Source organism: Mesorhizobium sp. M1050 (assembly GCF_040318715.1).
In the GTDB taxonomy this organism is placed as follows: domain Bacteria; phylum Pseudomonadota; class Alphaproteobacteria; order Rhizobiales; family Rhizobiaceae; genus Mesorhizobium.
This window is the reverse complement of sequence record NZ_JAMYMV010000003.1, coordinates 42,549-59,387: the sequence shown is the minus strand read 5'-3', so window position 1 is coordinate 59,387 and position 16,839 is coordinate 42,549. Positions and strand designations below refer to the sequence as shown.

General features: G+C 62.5%; 21 protein-coding genes. 16 read left to right on the top strand and 5 right to left on the bottom strand.

All coding sequences use genetic code 11. The annotated features are described in order from the left end of the window. Positions 1-19 precede the first annotated feature (19 nt). The 6 genes from NKH57_RS02615 (at position 20) to NKH57_RS02590 (ending at position 6,413) form a co-directional block, all read left to right on the top strand. Positions 20-832: an amino acid ABC transporter permease gene (locus NKH57_RS02615; protein ID WP_352941462.1), complete on the top strand. Its 813-nt coding sequence runs from the start codon at positions 20-22 to the stop codon at positions 830-832. A gap of 54 nt (positions 833-886) precedes the next feature. After that, positions 887-1,522: a class I SAM-dependent DNA methyltransferase gene (locus tag NKH57_RS02610; protein ID WP_352728737.1), complete on the top strand. Its 636-nt coding sequence runs from the start codon at positions 887-889 to the stop codon at positions 1,520-1,522. 142 nt (positions 1,523-1,664) lie between these two features. Further along, positions 1,665-2,036, top strand: coding sequence for a VOC family protein (locus NKH57_RS02605; RefSeq protein ID WP_352728735.1), 372 nt, complete (start codon positions 1,665-1,667; stop codon positions 2,034-2,036). 282 nt (positions 2,037-2,318) lie between these two features. Further along, positions 2,319-3,728: a 3-isopropylmalate dehydratase large subunit gene (gene leuC, locus NKH57_RS02600; RefSeq protein WP_352728733.1), complete on the top strand. Its 1,410-nt coding sequence runs from the start codon at positions 2,319-2,321 to the stop codon at positions 3,726-3,728. 160 nt (positions 3,729-3,888) lie between these two features. Next, positions 3,889-5,085 (top strand): GGDEF domain-containing protein, encoded by a 1,197-nt coding sequence (locus tag NKH57_RS02595; protein WP_352728731.1) that lies wholly within the window; start codon positions 3,889-3,891, stop codon positions 5,083-5,085. Positions 5,086-5,195: 110 nt separating this feature from the next. Continuing rightward, on the top strand, positions 5,196-6,413 hold the full coding sequence (locus tag NKH57_RS02590) for a GGDEF domain-containing protein (protein WP_352941457.1): 1,218 nt from the start codon (positions 5,196-5,198) through the stop codon (positions 6,411-6,413). A gap of 60 nt (positions 6,414-6,473) precedes the next feature. Here the strand turns inward: NKH57_RS02590 and NKH57_RS02585 are convergent, their stop codons facing one another. Continuing rightward, positions 6,474-6,836, bottom strand: coding sequence for a hypothetical protein (locus NKH57_RS02585; protein ID WP_023760958.1), 363 nt, complete (start codon positions 6,834-6,836; stop codon positions 6,474-6,476). A 262-nt stretch (positions 6,837-7,098) separates the two neighbouring features. Here NKH57_RS02585 and NKH57_RS02580 point away from each other — a divergent pair, with 262 nt between their 5' ends. The 7 genes from NKH57_RS02580 to NKH57_RS02550 all read left to right on the top strand — a co-directional run bounded on the left by NKH57_RS02580 (position 7,099) and on the right by NKH57_RS02550 (position 12,308). Beyond that, complete coding sequence (locus NKH57_RS02580) at positions 7,099-7,515, top strand: hypothetical protein (protein WP_352941454.1); 417 nt, start codon at positions 7,099-7,101, stop codon at positions 7,513-7,515. 256 nt (positions 7,516-7,771) lie between these two features. Continuing rightward, on the top strand, positions 7,772-8,191 hold the full coding sequence (gene sdhC / locus NKH57_RS02575) for a succinate dehydrogenase, cytochrome b556 subunit (RefSeq protein ID WP_352486155.1): 420 nt from the start codon (positions 7,772-7,774) through the stop codon (positions 8,189-8,191). Between the two features lie 2 nt (positions 8,192-8,193). Further along, on the top strand, positions 8,194-8,589 hold the full coding sequence (sdhD, locus tag NKH57_RS02570) for a succinate dehydrogenase, hydrophobic membrane anchor protein (RefSeq protein ID WP_023760955.1): 396 nt from the start codon (positions 8,194-8,196) through the stop codon (positions 8,587-8,589). 1 nt (position 8,590) lies between these two features. Further along, entirely contained in the window at positions 8,591-10,426 is a 1,836-nt protein-coding gene (gene sdhA / locus NKH57_RS02565; protein WP_352728723.1) for a succinate dehydrogenase flavoprotein subunit, read from the top strand. Positions 10,427-10,428: 2 nt separating this feature from the next. Continuing rightward, entirely contained in the window at positions 10,429-10,866 is a 438-nt protein-coding gene (locus NKH57_RS02560) for a DUF3052 family protein (protein ID WP_352941451.1), read from the top strand. Continuing rightward, the gene (locus NKH57_RS02555; protein ID WP_023760952.1) at positions 10,866-11,645 is read left to right on the top strand and encodes a succinate dehydrogenase iron-sulfur subunit; all 780 of its coding nucleotides are present in this window, start codon (positions 10,866-10,868) and stop codon (positions 11,643-11,645) included. The genes NKH57_RS02560 and NKH57_RS02555 overlap by 1 nt, the downstream gene beginning before the upstream one ends. Before the next feature lie 33 nt (positions 11,646-11,678). Further along, positions 11,679-12,308, top strand: coding sequence for a YceH family protein (locus NKH57_RS02550; protein ID WP_352941449.1), 630 nt, complete (start codon positions 11,679-11,681; stop codon positions 12,306-12,308). Positions 12,309-12,360: 52 nt separating this feature from the next. On the opposite strand, the gene NKH57_RS02545 is transcribed toward NKH57_RS02550, so the two are convergent. Beyond that, a complete protein-coding gene (locus NKH57_RS02545; protein ID WP_352941446.1) occupies positions 12,361-12,786 on the bottom strand; it encodes an OsmC family protein in 426 nt (141 codons plus the stop codon). Between the two features lie 233 nt (positions 12,787-13,019). Between NKH57_RS02545 and NKH57_RS02540 the strand changes: the two genes are divergently transcribed. From NKH57_RS02540 to NKH57_RS02530, 3 genes are all read left to right on the top strand, one after another. Next, positions 13,020-13,256, top strand: a complete 237-nt coding sequence (locus NKH57_RS02540; RefSeq protein ID WP_352941444.1) for a hypothetical protein — start codon at positions 13,020-13,022, stop codon at positions 13,254-13,256. Further along, a complete protein-coding gene (locus NKH57_RS02535; protein ID WP_352941441.1) occupies positions 13,253-13,609 on the top strand; it encodes a YciI family protein in 357 nt (118 codons plus the stop codon). Before NKH57_RS02540 ends, NKH57_RS02535 begins: the two co-directional genes overlap by 4 nt. A 148-nt stretch (positions 13,610-13,757) precedes the next feature. Beyond that, positions 13,758-14,285, top strand: a complete 528-nt coding sequence (locus NKH57_RS02530) for a hypothetical protein (protein WP_352941438.1) — start codon at positions 13,758-13,760, stop codon at positions 14,283-14,285. 179 nt (positions 14,286-14,464) lie between these two features. On the opposite strand, the gene NKH57_RS02525 is transcribed toward NKH57_RS02530, so the two are convergent. The 3 genes from NKH57_RS02525 to NKH57_RS02515 form a co-directional block, all read right to left on the bottom strand. Further along, the gene (locus NKH57_RS02525) at positions 14,465-15,148 is read right to left on the bottom strand and encodes a hypothetical protein (protein WP_352941436.1); all 684 of its coding nucleotides are present in this window, start codon (positions 15,146-15,148) and stop codon (positions 14,465-14,467) included. After that, positions 15,145-15,369 carry a hypothetical protein gene (locus tag NKH57_RS02520; protein ID WP_352941434.1) on the bottom strand — a complete coding sequence of 75 codons (225 nt, stop codon included), beginning with the start codon at positions 15,367-15,369 and terminating at the stop codon, positions 15,145-15,147. The genes NKH57_RS02525 and NKH57_RS02520 overlap by 4 nt, the downstream gene beginning before the upstream one ends. A gap of 142 nt (positions 15,370-15,511) precedes the next feature. Further along, a complete protein-coding gene (locus tag NKH57_RS02515; protein WP_352941431.1) occupies positions 15,512-16,771 on the bottom strand; it encodes a ubiquinone biosynthesis hydroxylase in 1,260 nt (419 codons plus the stop codon). Positions 16,772-16,839 lie beyond the last annotated feature (68 nt).

Here is a 16,839-nt window from a genome sequence, read left to right as displayed (position 1 = left end):
CTTGGCCGGCATCGCCTGAATGTCGACGCCTGCATCTGCCTCCAAAGCCGACTTCCCCTGGTGGCTCGTCGTTGCTGTAACCGTAGCGATCGCGGTGGCCGTCTTCGTCGCCACCAGCAACCTCTACGCCCAGGTCTTCGCCACGGTTGCCAAGGGTATCGGCATCACCATCTTCGTCACCGTGATCGCCTTCGTGCTGGCCTCGGTCATTGGCCTCGGCATTGCGCTGATGGGAATGTCCGGCTCACGCTGGCTACGCCAGATGGCCCGCTTCTATGTCGAGATCATCCGCGGCGTGCCGATCCTGGTGCTGTTGTTCTGGATCGCCTTTGTCGGTGCACCGGCTTTCGTCACGGCCTGGAATGCGCTGACCGCGCCGCTGCAAAGCGCCGGCCTGCTGGGCGAGTTGCTGGTGCGCGACGTGTCACTCTTGTGGCGTGCCATCATGGCGCTGACCATTGGCTATTCGGCCTTCATCTCGGAGGTTTTCCGAGCCGGCATCCAGGCGGTGGAAAAGGGTCAGATCGAAGCGGCGAAGGCACTCGGGCTGAGCCGGGCGCAACGCTTTCGGCTGATCGTATTCCCGCAAGCGATCCGCACCATCCTGCCGCCGCTCGGCAATGATTTCGTCGCCCTGGTCAAGGATTCATCGCTGGTCTCGGTGCTCGGTGTCGCCGACATCACGCAGATGGGCAAGGTCTATGCCGCCGGCTCGTTCCGCTTCTTCGAAACCTATTCGATCGTGGCCTATATCTATCTTATCCTGACCGTAGGCCTGTCCTTGGCCTTGCGGGCACTGGAACGGCGGCTGCGTCGCCAACACGAGCAATAGTTTTCGGGCCAAGACAGCGCTACGATCCCTCAGCATTCTCGTCGAGGAGGTCCCATGATCGTCGACAAAGCCAATGCGGCGCTGGATTCGGTCTATACGGCCGACACGCCGGAGGCGCTTGAAGAGGCCTATGCCGCATGGGCCGCGACCTATGATAGCGAGACCGCATCGCTCGGCTATCTCCTGCCTTTCCTGATCGCTGCTTGGGTGGCGCGCCATGTGCCGGCAGGCGACGGGCCATTGCTCGATGCCGGCTGCGGCACCGGCCTTTCGGGGCCGTCACTGAAAGCGCTCGGCTACCGCGACATTGCCGGGCTCGACCTTTCCGACGACATGCTGAAGATCGCCGGCAGCCGCAATGCCTATAGCGAGCTGAAGCGGGCGATGCTGGGCGGGACTCTGCCTTGGCCGGACGGCCACTTCCGTGCCTTCTTGTCCGCCGGCGTGTTCACCATCAGCCATGCGCCGGCGTCTGGCCTGAATGAACTGGTGCGCATCACCCGGAAGGGCGGACATGCGATCTTCACCGTGCGCGACCAGGTGTTCGAGAGCGGCGGCTTTCAGGCTGTGTTCGACCAACTGGAGCAGACGAAAAGATGGCGGGCGGTCGAGCAAAGCCCATGGTTCCGCTGCTATGCGATCGCCGAGCCGGACGCGTTGGTGAAGACGTTTGTGTTCGAAATCCTGTAGCGGAATGAAGTTTGGTCCTCGCCATCCAAGCACCCCATCGGTCGGAACCATGTACACGTCGGTGCGTTCCAAAACCGTGGGGCTGCGCCTCACCGCTACTATGGCGCCGCCGCAGTATCTCGGCACAAGAGGAGAAGGCTGAATGGCGTCCGTCCGTTATATCGTTGCCGACATAGACAAGGCGGTAGAATTCTACCGAGACAATCTCGAATTCAAGGTCGAAATGCACAATCCTGGCAAGTTCGCAGCGCTGCTTCGCGACGATCTTACCTTGTATCTCAGCGCTCCAGGTGCGGGAAGCGGTGGTCAGGCCGGAGGTGAACCGGAGCCAGGCGGATGGAACAGGTTCATGATCATAACCCAAGGGCTGGACACCCTGATCAGCCGGTTGCGCGCGGCCGACGCGACGTTCCGCGGGGACATCAGCGATGGCGGCGCTGGCCGGGCTATTCTGCTTGAAGATCCATCGGGCAATGTCATTGAGCTGTTCGAATTCAAGAAGGACAGACAGTGATCTCCCCATTTCGTGGGGCGGGCAACCAGGTTCCGCGAAGGCACGCAATTGCCGAAAAGCCAAAACATTGGTATGAGCCACGCCATGGAAGAGCTATTTGGCGATCCGGCCTATAAGGGGTTCGTGCTGCAGGACAGGAAACGCCTGCCGTCGCGCTTCTCCGCGCGCGTGTCCGGGGCGCTGACCAGCCGACTTTGCTAGGCCGACCTGGCCAGGTCGTTTCGCCGGGCCGGAAGTCAGGCGTCTGCTCTTTCCCATTCTCATATCGACGGATTTACGCACATGAGCGCACCGCGCACCCTCTACGACAAGATTTTCGACGACCATGTCGTCGACCGCCAGGATGACGGCACCTGCCTGCTCTACATCGACCGCCACCTCGTCCATGAGGTGACCAGCCCGCAGGCCTTCGAGGGCTTGCGCATGACCGGCAGAAAAGTCCGGCATCCGGAAAAGACCCTGGCCGTGGTCGATCACAACGTCTCGACCTCGCCCGAGCGCAAGTTCGGCATCAAGAACGAGGAAAGCCGCATCCAGGTTGAGGCGCTGGCCAAGAACGCCAAGGATTTCGGCGTCGAATACTATTCCGAGAACGATATCCGTCAGGGCATCGTCCATATCATCGGCCCCGAGCAGGGTTTCACCTTGCCCGGCATGACCATCGTCTGCGGCGACAGCCACACCTCGACGCATGGCGCCTTCGGCGCGCTTGCGCACGGCATCGGCACGTCCGAGGTCGAGCATGTGCTGGCGACGCAGACGCTGATCCAGCGCAAGGCCAAGAACATGCTGGTGCGCGTCGACGGCCAGCTGCCGGAAGGCGTCACCGCCAAGGACATCATCTTGGCCATCATCGGCGAGATCGGCACTGCCGGCGGCACCGGCTATGTCATCGAATATGCCGGCGAGGCGATCCGAGCGCTGTCGATGGAAGGCCGCATGACGATCTGCAACATGTCGATCGAAGGCGGTGCGCGCGCCGGCCTGATCGCCGCCGACGAGACCACCTTCGCCTATGTCAAGGACAAGCCGCGCGCCCCGAAGGGCGCGGCCTGGGATGCGGCACTCGAATACTGGAAGACGCTGCGGTCCGACGAGGGCGCGCATTTCGACAAGGTGATCGTGCTCGACGCGGCCAAGCTGCCGCCGATCGTCTCCTGGGGCTCGTCGCCCGAGGATGTCGTGTCGGTGCAAGGCATCGTGCCGAACCCGGAAGACATCACCGATGAAAACAAGCGCACCTCCAAGCAGCGCGCGCTCGACTATATGGGCCTGACGCCGGGCACCAAGATCACCGATATCTCGCTCGACCGCGTTTTCATCGGCTCCTGCACCAATGGCCGTATCGAGGATCTGCGCGCCGTCGCCAAGGTGGTCGAAGGCAAGACGGTCAGCCCGCATGTCGATGCGATGATCGTGCCGGGCTCCGGCCTGGTCAAGGAACAGGCGGAAGCCGAAGGCCTCGACAAGATCTTCATTGCCGCCGGCTTCGACTGGCGCGAGCCGGGCTGCTCGATGTGCCTTGCCATGAATGACGACCGGCTGAAGCCGCACGAGCGCTGCGCCTCGACCTCGAACCGCAATTTCGAGGGCCGGCAAGGCTTCAAGGGCCGCACCCATCTGGTGTCGCCGGCGATGGCGGCGGCGGCGGCGATCGCCGGCCACTTCGTCGACATCCGCGAGTGGAAGTAACTCCGGAGCGCCCGGCTTCGAATACGTTCCAGGCCCCGGACCGCTTTGCGGCTCCGGGGCCTTTTTTATCCGGTCCGTTTACATATTCGCTTTCGCTTAACCGCTTGTTTGCGCTTGCGCTCTAAGTCTTTCCCCACGTAAGCGGGGAAATCACAGTCGTTTGGACACGGGTCTGCTCATAGCGCTGCTCAATCCGACGATAGCGTTGGCGCTCGGCGCTGCGTTCCTCGTGCTATGGTCCTATCAACGCCACCGCCCGTATCTCGCCGTGCTGGCGATCAGCTACAGTCTCTCGGCGGTCGGCTTCCTGCTGCAGTATTTCACCTTGCCGATCGGCATGCCGCTGACCAAGCTGGCGTCGAACATCTGCTTCACCATAGCCGGCTGCTGCCTGTCCAGCGCCGTCGTCCACCGCCATGGCCGCAAGGTGCCCTATGTAGGGATCGGCGTGCTGGCGGGCGGCGGCCTGGCGTCGTTGTGCTGGTTCCTGTTCGTCGCGCCGGATCTCACCTGGCGTATCCTGGCGATGAATTTCGCTTTCGGTGGGATCAGCCTTCTGGTCGCCGCCGAACTGCGCCCGGTGCGCCGCAACGGCCCGACCGAAAACATCCTGTTCGTGCTGTCGCTGCTGTCGGGCGTCAACTTCTTCGTGCGCACCCTTATCGTCGTCGTCGCGCACGGGCCCTTCACCAGTTATGACGGCTTCTACGGCTCGTCCTACTGGACGACGGCGCTTCTGTCGCACGCTCTGCTTTCGCTGCTCATTGCGCTGTGCCTGTTTTGCGCCGCCGCACTCGACGTGATGAAGGCGCTGAAAACGGAGACGCATACCGATCCGCTGTCGGGCCTGTTCAACCGCCGCGGTTTCGAGGAGCGAGGCATGCTACTCTTGCGGCACTGCGCCACCGCGCGGTTTCCGGTCGCGCTGGTGCTGGCCGACCTCGATCATTTCAAGGCGCTCAACGACGTGCATGGACATGCGGCGGGCGATCGGGTGATCGCTGATTTCGCCGCGAAGCTTCGCTCGGCGGCAGGCGCACGCGGTGTTGCCGGGCGTATCGGCGGCGAGGAATTCGCCGTGCTGCTGCCGCTCAGCGACCTCGCCGCCGCGCGACTGTTCGCCGAGGCGGTGCGGACGCTCTATTCGGCCGGCCATGTCGACGGGCTTCCTGTCGGCACCAAGGTCACCGCCAGCTTCGGCGTGGCAGCCCGAAGCGGTGACGAGGCGCTTGAGCCGCTGATGCGCCGTGCCGACGACGCGCTCTACAAAGCCAAAAAGAATGGCCGCGACAGCGTGCGTCTGTCTTATGAGCGGCCGGAAACGGCGTTCGTCCCGGAGCCGCTCAAGCTGGGCTGATCTCGCACGGCCGGGCCGAAAAAACCGGAACCATTTTTGACGACATGCACTAGCATTAACGTCTTCTTCGCCCGTCGATGCTTAGCTGTCGGCGCGGGTGCGGGAAGATCATGAGCGGCGCCAACTTCATCCTTTTGATCAATTTGTCGGTTGCAGGCCTGCTGGCGGCGTCCTTCATGGCGATTGCCATCCATGATGTCGGCCGCGCTGCGGCGCGCTGGCTGGCTTTTGGCTATCTGCTGGGGATGGCCTATTCGGCGATCGAATTCAGCATTCCCGCCTTCACCGACGCGCGGCTCCCGGTCGTTGCCGCCTTCGCGGTTTTCCTTGGCGCCACAATTGCGTTCAATGGCGGGCTTGCCCGCAAATATGGCGTGGAGCCGCCCTGGCTGCCGATGCTATTGTTCCTGGTCGCCACGACCATGGCCGTGTATTTCGTGCAGGACCTGCCACGCCAGTCGCTGGTCCGCATGATGGCGTACCAGCTTCCCTATGCGGTCATGCAGTTCGTCGGGCTGGCAATCGTCTGGTCATCGAGGCAAGGGCCCGCCCATCTCGATCGCATATTGATGGCCGTTCTGGCAGCGAGCGGCCTGCAGTTTGCCTCAAAGCCGTTCATTGCGCATGCGCTCGGCGGCTGGGGCGCCAATCCGCAAGCCTATCTGCAAAGCAGCTACGCGCTGGTGTCGCAATCGCTCGGCACGGTCTTTGCGTTGGCGCTGGCGCTGCTGATGCTGGCCATCCTGGTTCGCGACGTGCTTGCCGAAGTGACCTCGAAATCGGAGACGGACACGCTTTCGCACCTTCTCAACCGCGGCGGCTTCACCCGCCATGCGGAGTTGGCGGTGCTTGGCGCGATGCGGCAAGGCGTGCCGGTCGCCCTGGTCATCGCCGACCTCGATCACTTCAAGAGCGTCAACGACAGTTTCGGCCATGCGTCCGGCGACCGGGTGATCGAGACTTTTGCAGGCTTCCTGCGTGAGGCCGCCGCTGGCCATCATGTCGCCGGCCGCATCGGCGGTGAGGAGTTCGCCATCATGCTGCCGGGAACCAATCTTGCCGCCGCCCGGCTGTTTGCCGAGGGCACCCGCAGTGCTTTCAGTGCGCTTCCCATAAACGGACTGCCGGCGGACAATCGCTGCACAGCGAGTTTCGGCGTCGCCGAACTTCATCCGAGCGAAGATTTTACCGATCTGATGCGGCGCGCCGACCAGGCGCTCTATCAGGCGAAGAATGCCGGGCGCGATTGCGTGCGCACCTCGGCCGGGCCAGCCGACAACTGGTCGTCAGCCGGAATGGACGGCAGAGCAATTCCAGGAGAAATGTGAGACGTTTCCCCGAGAAAGGCGCGGTGCGCTTTCCCTTGGAAATTGCGTCCAAACACGAGTCTAGCGGCAGGGGCTGAGTTCCGGCATCTCACCGTCGGAAAGTCCGTACATATAGGAACGGCCCTTCACCAGCACCGGTGGCCGGTAGCAATCGCTGTAGCCTGATAGATCGTCGGCTTCGTTCTCGTAGATCACCTTGGGCTGGCCGGCGCTGGTGTAGTCGGACAGTTGCTTGGCCAGCCTGCCTTCGCCGACGAGGATGCGCTTATAGCCGGCGGCGCTGTCGATGACGAGATTGCCGAAGGAATCGGCGTAGACGCGATCCTGATGCCGCGCACCGGCGACTGCTGGCGCCACGAGGCCGACGACCGAGGCCGCCACTGTGAGCGCCGCAAGGCGCGATCTGCCCGAATTCGAACGCATGGCGTCCTCCATGTCTTGAGGAAAGCCTCCTCGAATCGGAAATTAACGCTTTCTTAACCTTTGTTAAGAGGCTGACGCGCTTCGCGGCGATGTCTCGGTGAACATGGTTAATATCCGTTAATATCCGACTGGATGGAAAACCCGGCGGCCATCATTCGGCCATGCTTGGCCGCACCATCGCGCCGGCGTTCGTCTCTGCGTCGGGATGACCTAAATCTTGGCAAAGCATTCGCGGCTGATTTGCCGCGCGGGAGGACGGCAAATGGCGGTACGCCGAATGGTTTGGGTGTGCGTTTTCCCGTTGCTCGTTACCGTTGCTGCCTGTGTGCCGCAGGATGGCGCGCCGAAGGCGATCAATTCGTCTGCGCCGGCTCAGCCGTCCATCGCAGCCGCGGCGCCCCCGGCAGCTGCAACCAAGATCACCACCGACCTTACTGCGCCGCGATCCGGGATAGGCACGGCCACCTACAGATGCGGCAATAACGGCATGATTGCCATCCAGAATCTCGGCACGTCATTGCGTGTGGTCGGGTCTGATGGTGCGACCGAGGAGTTTGCGGCGTCGCCTGCCAACCAGAGCAGCCGCTACCAGGCGGCCACACATGACGCAATCGTGATCGACGGAAGCGAAGCGCTGGTGATGAAGAAGGGGTCGACGCCGCAGACCTGCAAACGCTAGCGCCAATCTCGATATCACTGGGCCCCGGTGACAGACATGTTGCACTGCAGCGATATCGAGCCGGCTTCGGGCCCCAGCGCTAATCGATTGAAGCCGGGAGCCTGCCGTTTAGTCAGACTAAATTACGTTTTCGAAACGGTTTTCTGGCTTTGACGCGGTGCAAAAAGAGCATTAGAAACCGGCTGTCCGAAGTCGCAACCGGAAGCGGCAATGCCGCATTTCCACATGAGGCAGGAGACGCCGAACTGGGGGAGCCATGAGCAAATCACCAGCCACCCGCGAATTTGCCAGACGTGAACGGCCGCTTTCGCCACATCTGAGCGTGTACCGGCCGCCGATCACGATGACGATGTCGATCATCCATCGCATCACGGGCGGGGCGCTGTATTTCGGCACGCTGCTGGTCGCGCTGTGGCTGATGGCTGCGGCAAGCTCGCAGGCGACGTTCGACTGGGTCAACTGGGCCTTCGGCACCTGGCTCGGCCGGTTGATCCTGTTCGGCTACACCTGGGCGCTGATGCATCACATGCTGGGTGGCGTGCGCCATCTGGTCTGGGACACCGGCAACGGTCTGGAGAAGCACACGGCCTCGAAGATCGCCTGGGCGACGCTGGCCGGCTCCATCCTGCTCACGCTGCTGATCTGGATCGCCGGCTATATGGCGCGGGGAGCCTGATCATGAGCGACAACAACTCCGACATGCGCACGCCGCTGGCGAAGGTCCGCGGCCTCGGGTCCGCCCGCGAGGGTACCGGACATTTCTGGCGCCAGCGCCTGACCGCGATCGCCAACATCCCGCTGATGCTGTTCTTCGTCGGTTTCCTGATTGCACTCAACGGCGCCGACTATGAGCATGTGCGGGCAGCCCTTGCCAATCCGTTCGTGGCGATGGTGATGGCCCTGGTGCTGGTCTCCGGGCTCACCCATATGCGCCTCGGCATGCAGGCGATCATCGAGGATTACGTGCATGGCGAGGGCATGAAGCTGGCGCTGATCGCGCTCAACACATTTTTCCCCATAGCGGTCGGCGTCGCCTCGATCTTCGCCCTGCTCAAGCTGACATTCGGAGGCTGAGTTGGCCAAGGACGCAAAACGAGCCAACAGCGCTGGCTATACTTATGTCGACCACAAGTTCGACGTCGTTGTCGTCGGCGCCGGGGGTGCCGGGCTGCGCGCCACGCTCGGCATGGCCGAACAGGGCCTGCGCACCGCCTGCATCACCAAGGTGTTCCCGACCCGCTCGCACACGGTGGCGGCGCAGGGCGGCATTGCCGCTTCACTTGCGAATATGGGACCCGACAATTGGCAATGGCACCTTTTCGATACCGTCAAGGGATCGGATTGGCTGGGCGACATCGATGCGCAGGAGTACATGGTCCAGCAGGCGCCCGCCGCCGTCTACGAACTCGAACATTACGGCGTGCCGTTCTCGCGCACCGAGGAGGGCAAGATCTATCAGCGGCCGTTCGGCGGCATGATGATGAATTTCGGCGAAGGCCCGCCGGTGCAGCGCACATGCGCCGCCGCCGACCGGACAGGCCACGCCATGCTGCATACGCTTTACGGCCAATCGCTGAAGCACAACGCGCAGTTCTTCATCGAGTATTTCGCGCTCGACCTGATCATGGAGCCGGACGGCACCTGCACCGGTGTCGTCGCATGGAACCTCGACGACGGTACCATCCACCGCTTTTCGGCCAAGATGGTGGTGCTGGCGACAGGCGGCTATGGCCGCACCTATTTCTCGGCCACCTCGGCGCACACCTGCACCGGCGACGGCGGCGGCATGGCCGCGCGGGCGGGATTCGCCCTTCAGGACATGGAGTTCGTGCAGTTCCACCCGACCGGAATCTACGGCGCCGGCTGCCTGATCACCGAGGGCGCGCGCGGCGAGGGCGGCTATCTCGTCAACTCCGAGGGCGAGCGTTTCATGGAGCGCTACGCGCCATCGGCCAAGGACCTTGCCTCGCGCGATGTCGTCTCGCGCTGCATGACGCTTGAGATCCGCGAAGGCCGCGGCGTCGGCCCGAAGAAGGACCATATCTTCCTGCACCTCGACCACCTCGATCCGGCCGTGCTGCATGAGCGGCTGCCGGGCATTTCGGAATCGGCCAAGATCTTTGCCGGCGTCGACCTGACCAAGGAGCCGATCCCGGTGCTGCCGACGGTGCACTACAATATGGGCGGCGTGCCGACCAACTACTGGGGCGAGGTGCTCAACCCGACGGCACTCAATCCCGACCAGGTGTCGCCGGGGCTGATGGCGGTCGGAGAGGCCGGCTGCGCCTCGGTGCATGGCGCCAACCGGCTCGGTTCGAACTCGCTGATCGACCTGGTGGTGTTCGGCCGCGCGGCGGCGATCCGGGCGGGCCAAGTCATCGACCGCAATTCGGCGATCCCTTCGCCCAATGAGGCCTCGGTCGAAAAGATCATGGACCGCTTCGATCGGCTGCGCCACGCCAGCGGCTCGACGCCGACGGCGGTACTGCGCGAGAAGATGCAGAAGGCGATGCAGGAAGACGCGGCGGTGTTCCGTACCCAGGAATCGCTGGACAGCGGCTGCGAACGCATTTCGCAGATCTGGGGCGAGCTCAGGGATGTCAAGGTGTTCGATCGCTCGATGATCTGGAACTCCGACCTTGTCGAAACGCTGGAACTGGAAAACCTGATGGCCAACGCCATCACCACGGTCTACGGCGCCGCGGCGCGCAAGGAGAGCCGTGGCGCGCATGCGCGGGAGGATTTTTCAGCCCGAGATGATGCCAACTGGCGCAAGCACACGCTGGCCAGGCTCAGCGAAGACGGCAAGGTGACGCTCAGCTATCGGCCAGTGCACACCGAACTGCTGCTCAAGGAACAAGATGGGGGTATCAACCCGGTCAAGATCGCACCGAAGGCCAGGGTGTATTGACGATGGCGCTGGCGGCCTCGGGATATTCCGGCACGCCCCTTCCGGCCAAGCTCGGCCTGAAGGACGGCATGACCGCCGCCTTCATCGCGCTCCCCGATGATCTCAGCGATCTCACTGAGGCCGTTGACTTCGCTCAAGTCGATCGGCTGGCCGATTGGTCTGATATTTCGGGAACGATCCTGAAATACGACGCCGTCCATGCCTTCGCCCGGCAACGCGCCGAGATCGAGGATCGCCTCGGCGATGTCGAGGCAGCGATCAAGCGCGACGGCATGGTCTGGGTCTCCTGGCCGAAGAAGGCTTCGAAGGTGGCCACCGACGTCACCGAGGGCGTTGTTCGCGCCGAGGCGCTGAAGCGCGATCTCGTCGACGTGAAAGTGGCCGCCGTCAATGAAATCTGGTCCGGGCTGAAGCTCGTCATCCGAAAGGACCTGAGGTAATGGTCGAACTGACACTCCCCAAGAATTCGCAGATCAAGGCGGGGAAAACCTGGCCGAAGCCGGAAGGCGCAACCAATCTGCGCGAGTACCGCATTTACCGCTGGTCACCGGACGATGACGAGAACCCGCGCATCGACACCTATTTCGTCGACATGGACGATTGCGGGCCGATGGTGCTCGACGCGCTGCTCTGGATCAAGAACAAGATCGATCCGACGCTGACCTTGCGCCGCTCCTGCCGCGAGGGCATTTGCGGCTCCTGCGCCATGAACATCGACGGCTCCAACACGCTGGCCTGCACCAAGGGATGCGACGACATTTCCGGCGCCGTCAAGGTCTATCCGCTGCCGCATATGCAGGTGGTCAAGGATTTGGTGCCGGACCTTACCAATTTCTACGCCCAGCATGCCTCGATCCAGCCATGGCTGAAGACGGTGTCGCCTGAGCCGGCCAAGGAATGGCTGCAGAGCCATGAGGACCGCGAGAAGCTCGACGGGCTCTACGAGTGCATCCTGTGCGCCTGCTGCTCGACCTCGTGCCCGAGCTACTGGTGGAACGGGGATCGCTATCTCGGGCCGGCAACGCTTTTGCAGGCCTATCGCTGGCTGATCGACAGCCGCGACGAGGCAAAGGGCGAGCGGCTCGACGATCTCGAGGATCCGTTCCGGCTCTATCGCTGCCACACCATCATGAACTGCGCGCAAACGTGCCCCAAGGGCCTCAACCCGGCCAAGGCGATCGCCGAGATCAAGAAGATGATGGTGGAGAGAAGGGTCTAGGCGGCAGGTTGGTTGCCGGCGCGAGCAAATCCAATGAGCGATGATCTTCCAATTCTTTCCCCCATCGAGGCGCGCATCCTCGGCTGCCTGATCGAGAAGAAGGAGCTGACGCCGGATGTCTATCCGCTGACGCTCAATGCAGCACTGGCCGCCGCCAACCAGAAGACGGCGCGGGAACCGGTGATGGCGCTGGAACAGGTGGAGGTGCACCGGGGGCTGAAGCTACTCGAACAAAAGGGGCTGGTGCGGCAGATGTTCGGTTCGCGCGTCGAGCGCTACGAGCACCAGATGGCGCAGCGCTTCTCGCTGACCACGCCGCAGACCACCTTGATCGGCCTGCTGTTGCTGCGCGGGCCGCAGACGGCACATGAACTGCTGGCGCGGAGCGAGCGTATGGCGCGGTTCTCATCGGTCGAAGATCTGCGCGCCGAACTCGATATGCTGATTGGCCGCCGACCGCCACTCATCCAGGAAATCCCGCGCGGACCAGGCCAACGCGAGGACCGCTACGTGCATCTCCTCAGCGGCCCGGTGGACGTTGCAGCCCTTTCGGCGCAGCGGAATGTATCGGCCCTGCCGGCTTCCGACATGGAGGCGCGGTTGGAGGCGCTGGAGCAGGAAGTCGCCGCACTTCGCGCCCGGCTAGACGCGCTGGGCGCATAACCCCGGCGCGCCTGTGCGTTCGCGCCGGGTCATCACGCCGAATCCCGAGTGCTCAGCCGAGCCGAGCGTCAAGCGATACATTTATGGCGCCGAGCGCCTTCGAGACCGGACATCCGGCCTTGGCCTTTTCGGCCAGCTCCCCAAATTTCGCGGCATCGATGCCGGGCACCTTGCCGACCACCGTGAGGGCGCTGCCGGAGATCCCCGTGCCGGGAACCAGCGTCACCACCGCCTTGGCGTCGAGTTCGGTGGCGGGCGTGCCGTTCTCGGCCAGGAAATGAGAGAACTGCATGGCAAAGCAGCCGGCGTGCGCCGCCGCGATCAGCTCTTCCGGATTGGTGCCGGATTTGCCGCTTTCGTCCTCGAAGCGTGCCTTGAACGAATAGGGCGTGCCCTTCAGGGTTCCGCTCTGGGTGTCGAGCGTGCCCGTGCCCCCCTTCAGATCGCCTTTCCAGACGGCGTTTGCGGTGCGGTCCATGAATTCCTCCTTGGTTGTCGTGGCTGGGGTCGCCGCGGCTGGTTGCCTGGGGGAGCCCCCGGCGTCCGGTCAACTATAGCGCGCGCGAAGGCGAAGGCCACTGCGCTCTTTGAACCACTGCGCAGTTGGTGGCCAAATTCTTTTCGAAAAAGTGCATGTGCAAAAATGTCGGCTTTGATCTCCCGCGCCCGTCCTGCGGGCGGCCATGAGGTTGTGGCCGGATGGAGGTTCGCATGGACAATCTGTTTTTCGCACTGTGGAAAGGCGCAGGCCACAAGGCCGGGCGACGAGAAGACTTCTGGTTGCATCCGCCGGCGTCCGGCTTTGGCCGGCTTCTGGCGGCGGTTGCCATCATCGGCATCGCGGCGTGCCTTCTCGACTATGCGGCGGCGGTCAGGGGCAACGCTGACACGCTCGTCACCGCATCCTATGGTTCGACTGGTTCGACGCAGCAAGGGAGCTGGAAATGAAATATGTCTGTCTGGTCTATGGTGAGGAAAAGGACCTCCATGCCATGACGCCGGAGCGTCTGGCCAAGCTCGATGCCGATTCGATGGCTCATGACCGTTCGTTGGATCAGCGCGGGATACTGATCATCGCCCAGGCGCTGCAATCGGTGAAAACGTCGAAGACCCTTCGCAGGCGCAAGGGCAAGAGCCTGATCACCGACGGCCCGTTCGCCGAAACCAAGGAGCAATTGCTCGGCTTCGTCATGATCGAGGCTGATAATCTTGACCAGGCGCTGGAGATCGCCGCCGAGATTCCGCTGGCCGAAATCGGCACTATCGAGGTGCGCGCGATCTACCATGTGCCGGGATCGTAGAGGCGATTCCTTCGTCGCCCGTCGTCTGGAGCGGTGGTTTCGTCGGAAGCGCCTGACGGGGGCCGAGTTCTTCGCCCGGCGCAACTCTTGCATGTTGAAGCACCGCAAGAGTTCTCCTATCGTTGGCGGGATTTTGGGGGGTGTCGGCATGCCGTTCTTGATTGCTGTCCTTGGCGTGCTGGGCGCGGCGGCGTTCTGGTGGTACCGGATGAAGGCCATGAACGAGGCTGCGCGTGACGTTGCCGATGTCATCGGCCGGGTCCAGGGTTCGGTGCGCCGCAAGAAGCTGCGCAAGCAGGCGGCCCTGTCGCCACTAACCGCGATCGACGATCCGGTGGTGGCCGCCGCGACGCTGATCACCGCAATCGTCTCCGAGGAAGGGCCGGTCCTGCCGCGACGCGAGGCTGTCATTCGCTTGGTGATCTCCGAGATCGCCGACAAGAAGAAGACGGACGAAGCGGTGATCTACGCCAAATGGGCGGCAGCACAGATCGACGACACCACTGTTGTCATCGACAAGCTGGCGCCGTTCCTGCGCGAACGCCTTGATGTCGCCGAGCGCAACGACCTGCTGCAGATGGTCAACCGCGCCGCCCAAGGCGGCGAGAAACGCCTCCAGATATCCGACCAGAGGATTTTGCGGCTGCGGCAGAAGCTGGGTTTCGAAGTCAATTGAGCCAGCGCAGTTCATCTTTGAAAGAACGAGAGGCGTACCCGGGCCCGAGATCATCGCGATTTTTGGACAACGTTAATTGCGACCATAGATCCCGATCAGCGCCGGCCCACAATAAATGAGACTAGGCCCAGATTATGTCAGACGGGACCGGTGGATTGAGGCAGTGGAGTTGAGGGAAATTAGCCCTCAACAGTGATCTTGATAGCCGAAGGATCGACGCCGAAAGTGAAAGCAAGGCGGCGCTTCGCCTCAGGAATAGTCAACGGCTCGACAACGATCTCGGCGACAGGGAGTTCACTCGACCTATCAGCTTCGACTAGGTCTTCCTCCTCAACCTGGTTGCTGGTTGCGCCGAACAGCGGAACGCGATCCTTCGGCGGAAACTTCAAACCGATACCAGCGCCGACAAATGAAACCGGCTCGTTGGCTTCCTTGTGGTACAGGGAAATCCAGTTGCCATGTGAGATATCGACATTCGGGTTTGCCGCGTAACGGGCCTCAAAATTCTTATTCAAGCGATCCCGAACATCCGAGGCTAAAAAATCGTGAACGAGGCCAATCTTTTCCTTCCCTTCCTCGCGGGTATTGAGGGCGACAACAATAACCCGCTGCACTTCGACATCATCCATGCCCAACCAATTGCCGGTCGCGTCCTCGCGGGGGAAGGCAAACCACTGGTCCTGTGACGTGCGGATAGCGACGTTGAACTCCTCCTTGCCCTTCTTCACACGGCGCAGGCTCTTCTTTCCGGCACGCGGAACGCGCGAAACCTCATAGCCCTGAGCTTCTAGGTATTCGATACCAATTTCAAACAACCGCTTGGCGTACTGAACCTTTTCAGGCGATGCATAGATGTTGGTCATTTCGCTCTCATTTCGTTTTTGTTTTGAGCCTTCATGTTGCCGGCAAATCGCAAGCAAATCAAGGGAAAATGACGGGAAATATGGATTTGGTACAAAATACCCCAAAATCCACAGAACAAATCCACACGAAATACAAACGATCCATAATTTGAGTTTTTTAGATATTTTATTCCACCACCGGGGCTCGGAGAGCGTTCAGCAATAGCGCCGAGAAAGTTCATGATGAAGAACCGTCTCCATCCCGGCTGCGAGGATGTGCTTGCGCGGCTCGGCATAGAGGTGACCGATGCTGCGCAGCGGCTCGGGACTTTCGGGCCGGCGTCCTGATTGCTGGGGTGGTTTTCTACTGCCTATTTTGGGCGCTCAAATCGCCTCACCCTTCAGCAGCCTCGGCGTGCTAGCGGACAGCCCCGATGCCTGGCGGATGAAGAACTCCTTCAGGCGCGGCATGCGTTCGACCAAGCCGAGGCCGATGTCTCGGACGGCGCGCAGCGGGCCGATGTCGTTGGAAAACAGCCGGTTCAGCACATCCGTCGTGATGCCCATCTGGACCGTGTCGAAGCGGCGCCATTGCTGGTAGCGTTCGAGCACGTCGAGCGCGCCGATATCCTGGCCGATCCGGTCGGCCTCGACGATCACCTCGGCAAGTGCGGCGACATCCTTGAAGCCGAGATTGAGGCCCTGTCCGGCGATCGGATGGATGCCGTGGGCGGCGTCGCCGGCGAGCGCGATGCGCGGAGCGACGAAGGCGCGGGCGATGGTGAGGCCGAGCGGCCAGGCGCGCGGCTTGTCGGCAACGCGGATCTCGCCGAGCTTCAGACTAAAGCGCTGTTCGAGTTCATGCTCGAAGACGAGGTCGTCACCGGCCACCAGCTTCTCGGCATCCTGCGTGCGCTCGACCCAGACGATCGACGAGCGATTGGTGCCGTCCTCGCTGGGCTTGAGCGGCAACGTCGCGAAAGGGCCGGCCGGCAGGAAATGCTCTTCGGCTCGGCCATTGTGCGGGCGTTCATGCGCGACCGTGCAGACGATGCCGGACTGGCCATATTCCCACTTCACCGTCTTGATGCCGGCCATGTCGCGCAGCTTGGAGTTGACGCCGTCGGCGGCGACCAGCAGCCGCGCCTTCAGCGTCGCACCGTCGGCGAGATGCACGGTGATGCCACCGCCGTTGGTCTCGAAACCCAGCACCGCCACGCCTTCGATGATGTCGATGCCGAGTTTCTCGGCGCGGGCGCGCAAGGCGCCGTTCAGCACTTTGTTGGCGACCATATGTGCGAACGGCTCGCCCGGCGCGACTTCGCCGTCGAAGGTCAGGAAGACCGGACGCACCGGATCGGAGGTGCGCGAATCGGTGATGATCATCTCGGTGATCGCCTGGGCCTGCGGCGCCATTTCGGCCCACACGCCGAGCTGGTCGAGCATGCGGCAGGCGGCGGCGGCAATGGCCGAAGCGCGGCCATCCCTTTGCCAGACACCGGCCGGCGCGGCATCGACGAGAGCGACGGCAAGGCCCGGACGGGCCTGCTTCAGCGATACGGCGCTGGCCAGGCCGACATAACCGGCGCCGGCGACCAGAACATCGAGTCCAGACTTGGTTTTCGTGTCCACCTTGCGTTGCATCAACTTCGCTCCTTGCGCGCCGGTCGCGTCTTGCGTCTTGACTGCCTGTCCGTCCTGTCGGAAACCGC

What these genes read in the sequence shown, in the direction of transcription:
- NKH57_RS02615 (WP_352941462.1), top strand. Translation starts at nt 20, where the DNA reads ATGTCGACGCCTGCATCTGCCTCCAAAGCCGACTTCCCCTGGTGGCTC.
- NKH57_RS02610 (WP_352728737.1), top strand. Translation starts at nt 887, where the DNA reads ATGATCGTCGACAAAGCCAATGCGGCGCTGGATTCGGTCTATACGGCC.
- NKH57_RS02605 (WP_352728735.1), top strand. Translation starts at nt 1,665, where the DNA reads ATGGCGTCCGTCCGTTATATCGTTGCCGACATAGACAAGGCGGTAGAA.
- leuC (WP_352728733.1), top strand. Translation starts at nt 2,319, where the DNA reads ATGAGCGCACCGCGCACCCTCTACGACAAGATTTTCGACGACCATGTC.
- NKH57_RS02590 (WP_352941457.1), top strand. Translation starts at nt 5,196, where the DNA reads ATGAGCGGCGCCAACTTCATCCTTTTGATCAATTTGTCGGTTGCAGGC.
- NKH57_RS02585 (WP_023760958.1), bottom strand. Translation starts at nt 6,836, where the DNA reads ATGCGTTCGAATTCGGGCAGATCGCGCCTTGCGGCGCTCACAGTGGCG.
- NKH57_RS02580 (WP_352941454.1), top strand. Translation starts at nt 7,099, where the DNA reads ATGGCGGTACGCCGAATGGTTTGGGTGTGCGTTTTCCCGTTGCTCGTT.
- sdhC (WP_352486155.1), top strand. Translation starts at nt 7,772, where the DNA reads ATGAGCAAATCACCAGCCACCCGCGAATTTGCCAGACGTGAACGGCCG.
- sdhD (WP_023760955.1), top strand. Translation starts at nt 8,194, where the DNA reads ATGAGCGACAACAACTCCGACATGCGCACGCCGCTGGCGAAGGTCCGC.
- NKH57_RS02560 (WP_352941451.1), top strand. Translation starts at nt 10,429, where the DNA reads ATGGCGCTGGCGGCCTCGGGATATTCCGGCACGCCCCTTCCGGCCAAG.
- NKH57_RS02555 (WP_023760952.1), top strand. Translation starts at nt 10,866, where the DNA reads ATGGTCGAACTGACACTCCCCAAGAATTCGCAGATCAAGGCGGGGAAA.
- NKH57_RS02550 (WP_352941449.1), top strand. Translation starts at nt 11,679, where the DNA reads ATGAGCGATGATCTTCCAATTCTTTCCCCCATCGAGGCGCGCATCCTC.
- NKH57_RS02545 (WP_352941446.1), bottom strand. Translation starts at nt 12,786, where the DNA reads ATGGACCGCACCGCAAACGCCGTCTGGAAAGGCGATCTGAAGGGGGGC.
- NKH57_RS02540 (WP_352941444.1), top strand. Translation starts at nt 13,020, where the DNA reads ATGGACAATCTGTTTTTCGCACTGTGGAAAGGCGCAGGCCACAAGGCC.
- NKH57_RS02535 (WP_352941441.1), top strand. Translation starts at nt 13,253, where the DNA reads ATGAAATATGTCTGTCTGGTCTATGGTGAGGAAAAGGACCTCCATGCC.
- NKH57_RS02530 (WP_352941438.1), top strand. Translation starts at nt 13,758, where the DNA reads ATGCCGTTCTTGATTGCTGTCCTTGGCGTGCTGGGCGCGGCGGCGTTC.
- NKH57_RS02525 (WP_352941436.1), bottom strand. Translation starts at nt 15,148, where the DNA reads ATGACCAACATCTATGCATCGCCTGAAAAGGTTCAGTACGCCAAGCGG.
- NKH57_RS02520 (WP_352941434.1), bottom strand. Translation starts at nt 15,369, where the DNA reads ATGAACTTTCTCGGCGCTATTGCTGAACGCTCTCCGAGCCCCGGTGGT.
- NKH57_RS02515 (WP_352941431.1), bottom strand. Translation starts at nt 16,771, where the DNA reads ATGCAACGCAAGGTGGACACGAAAACCAAGTCTGGACTCGATGTTCTG.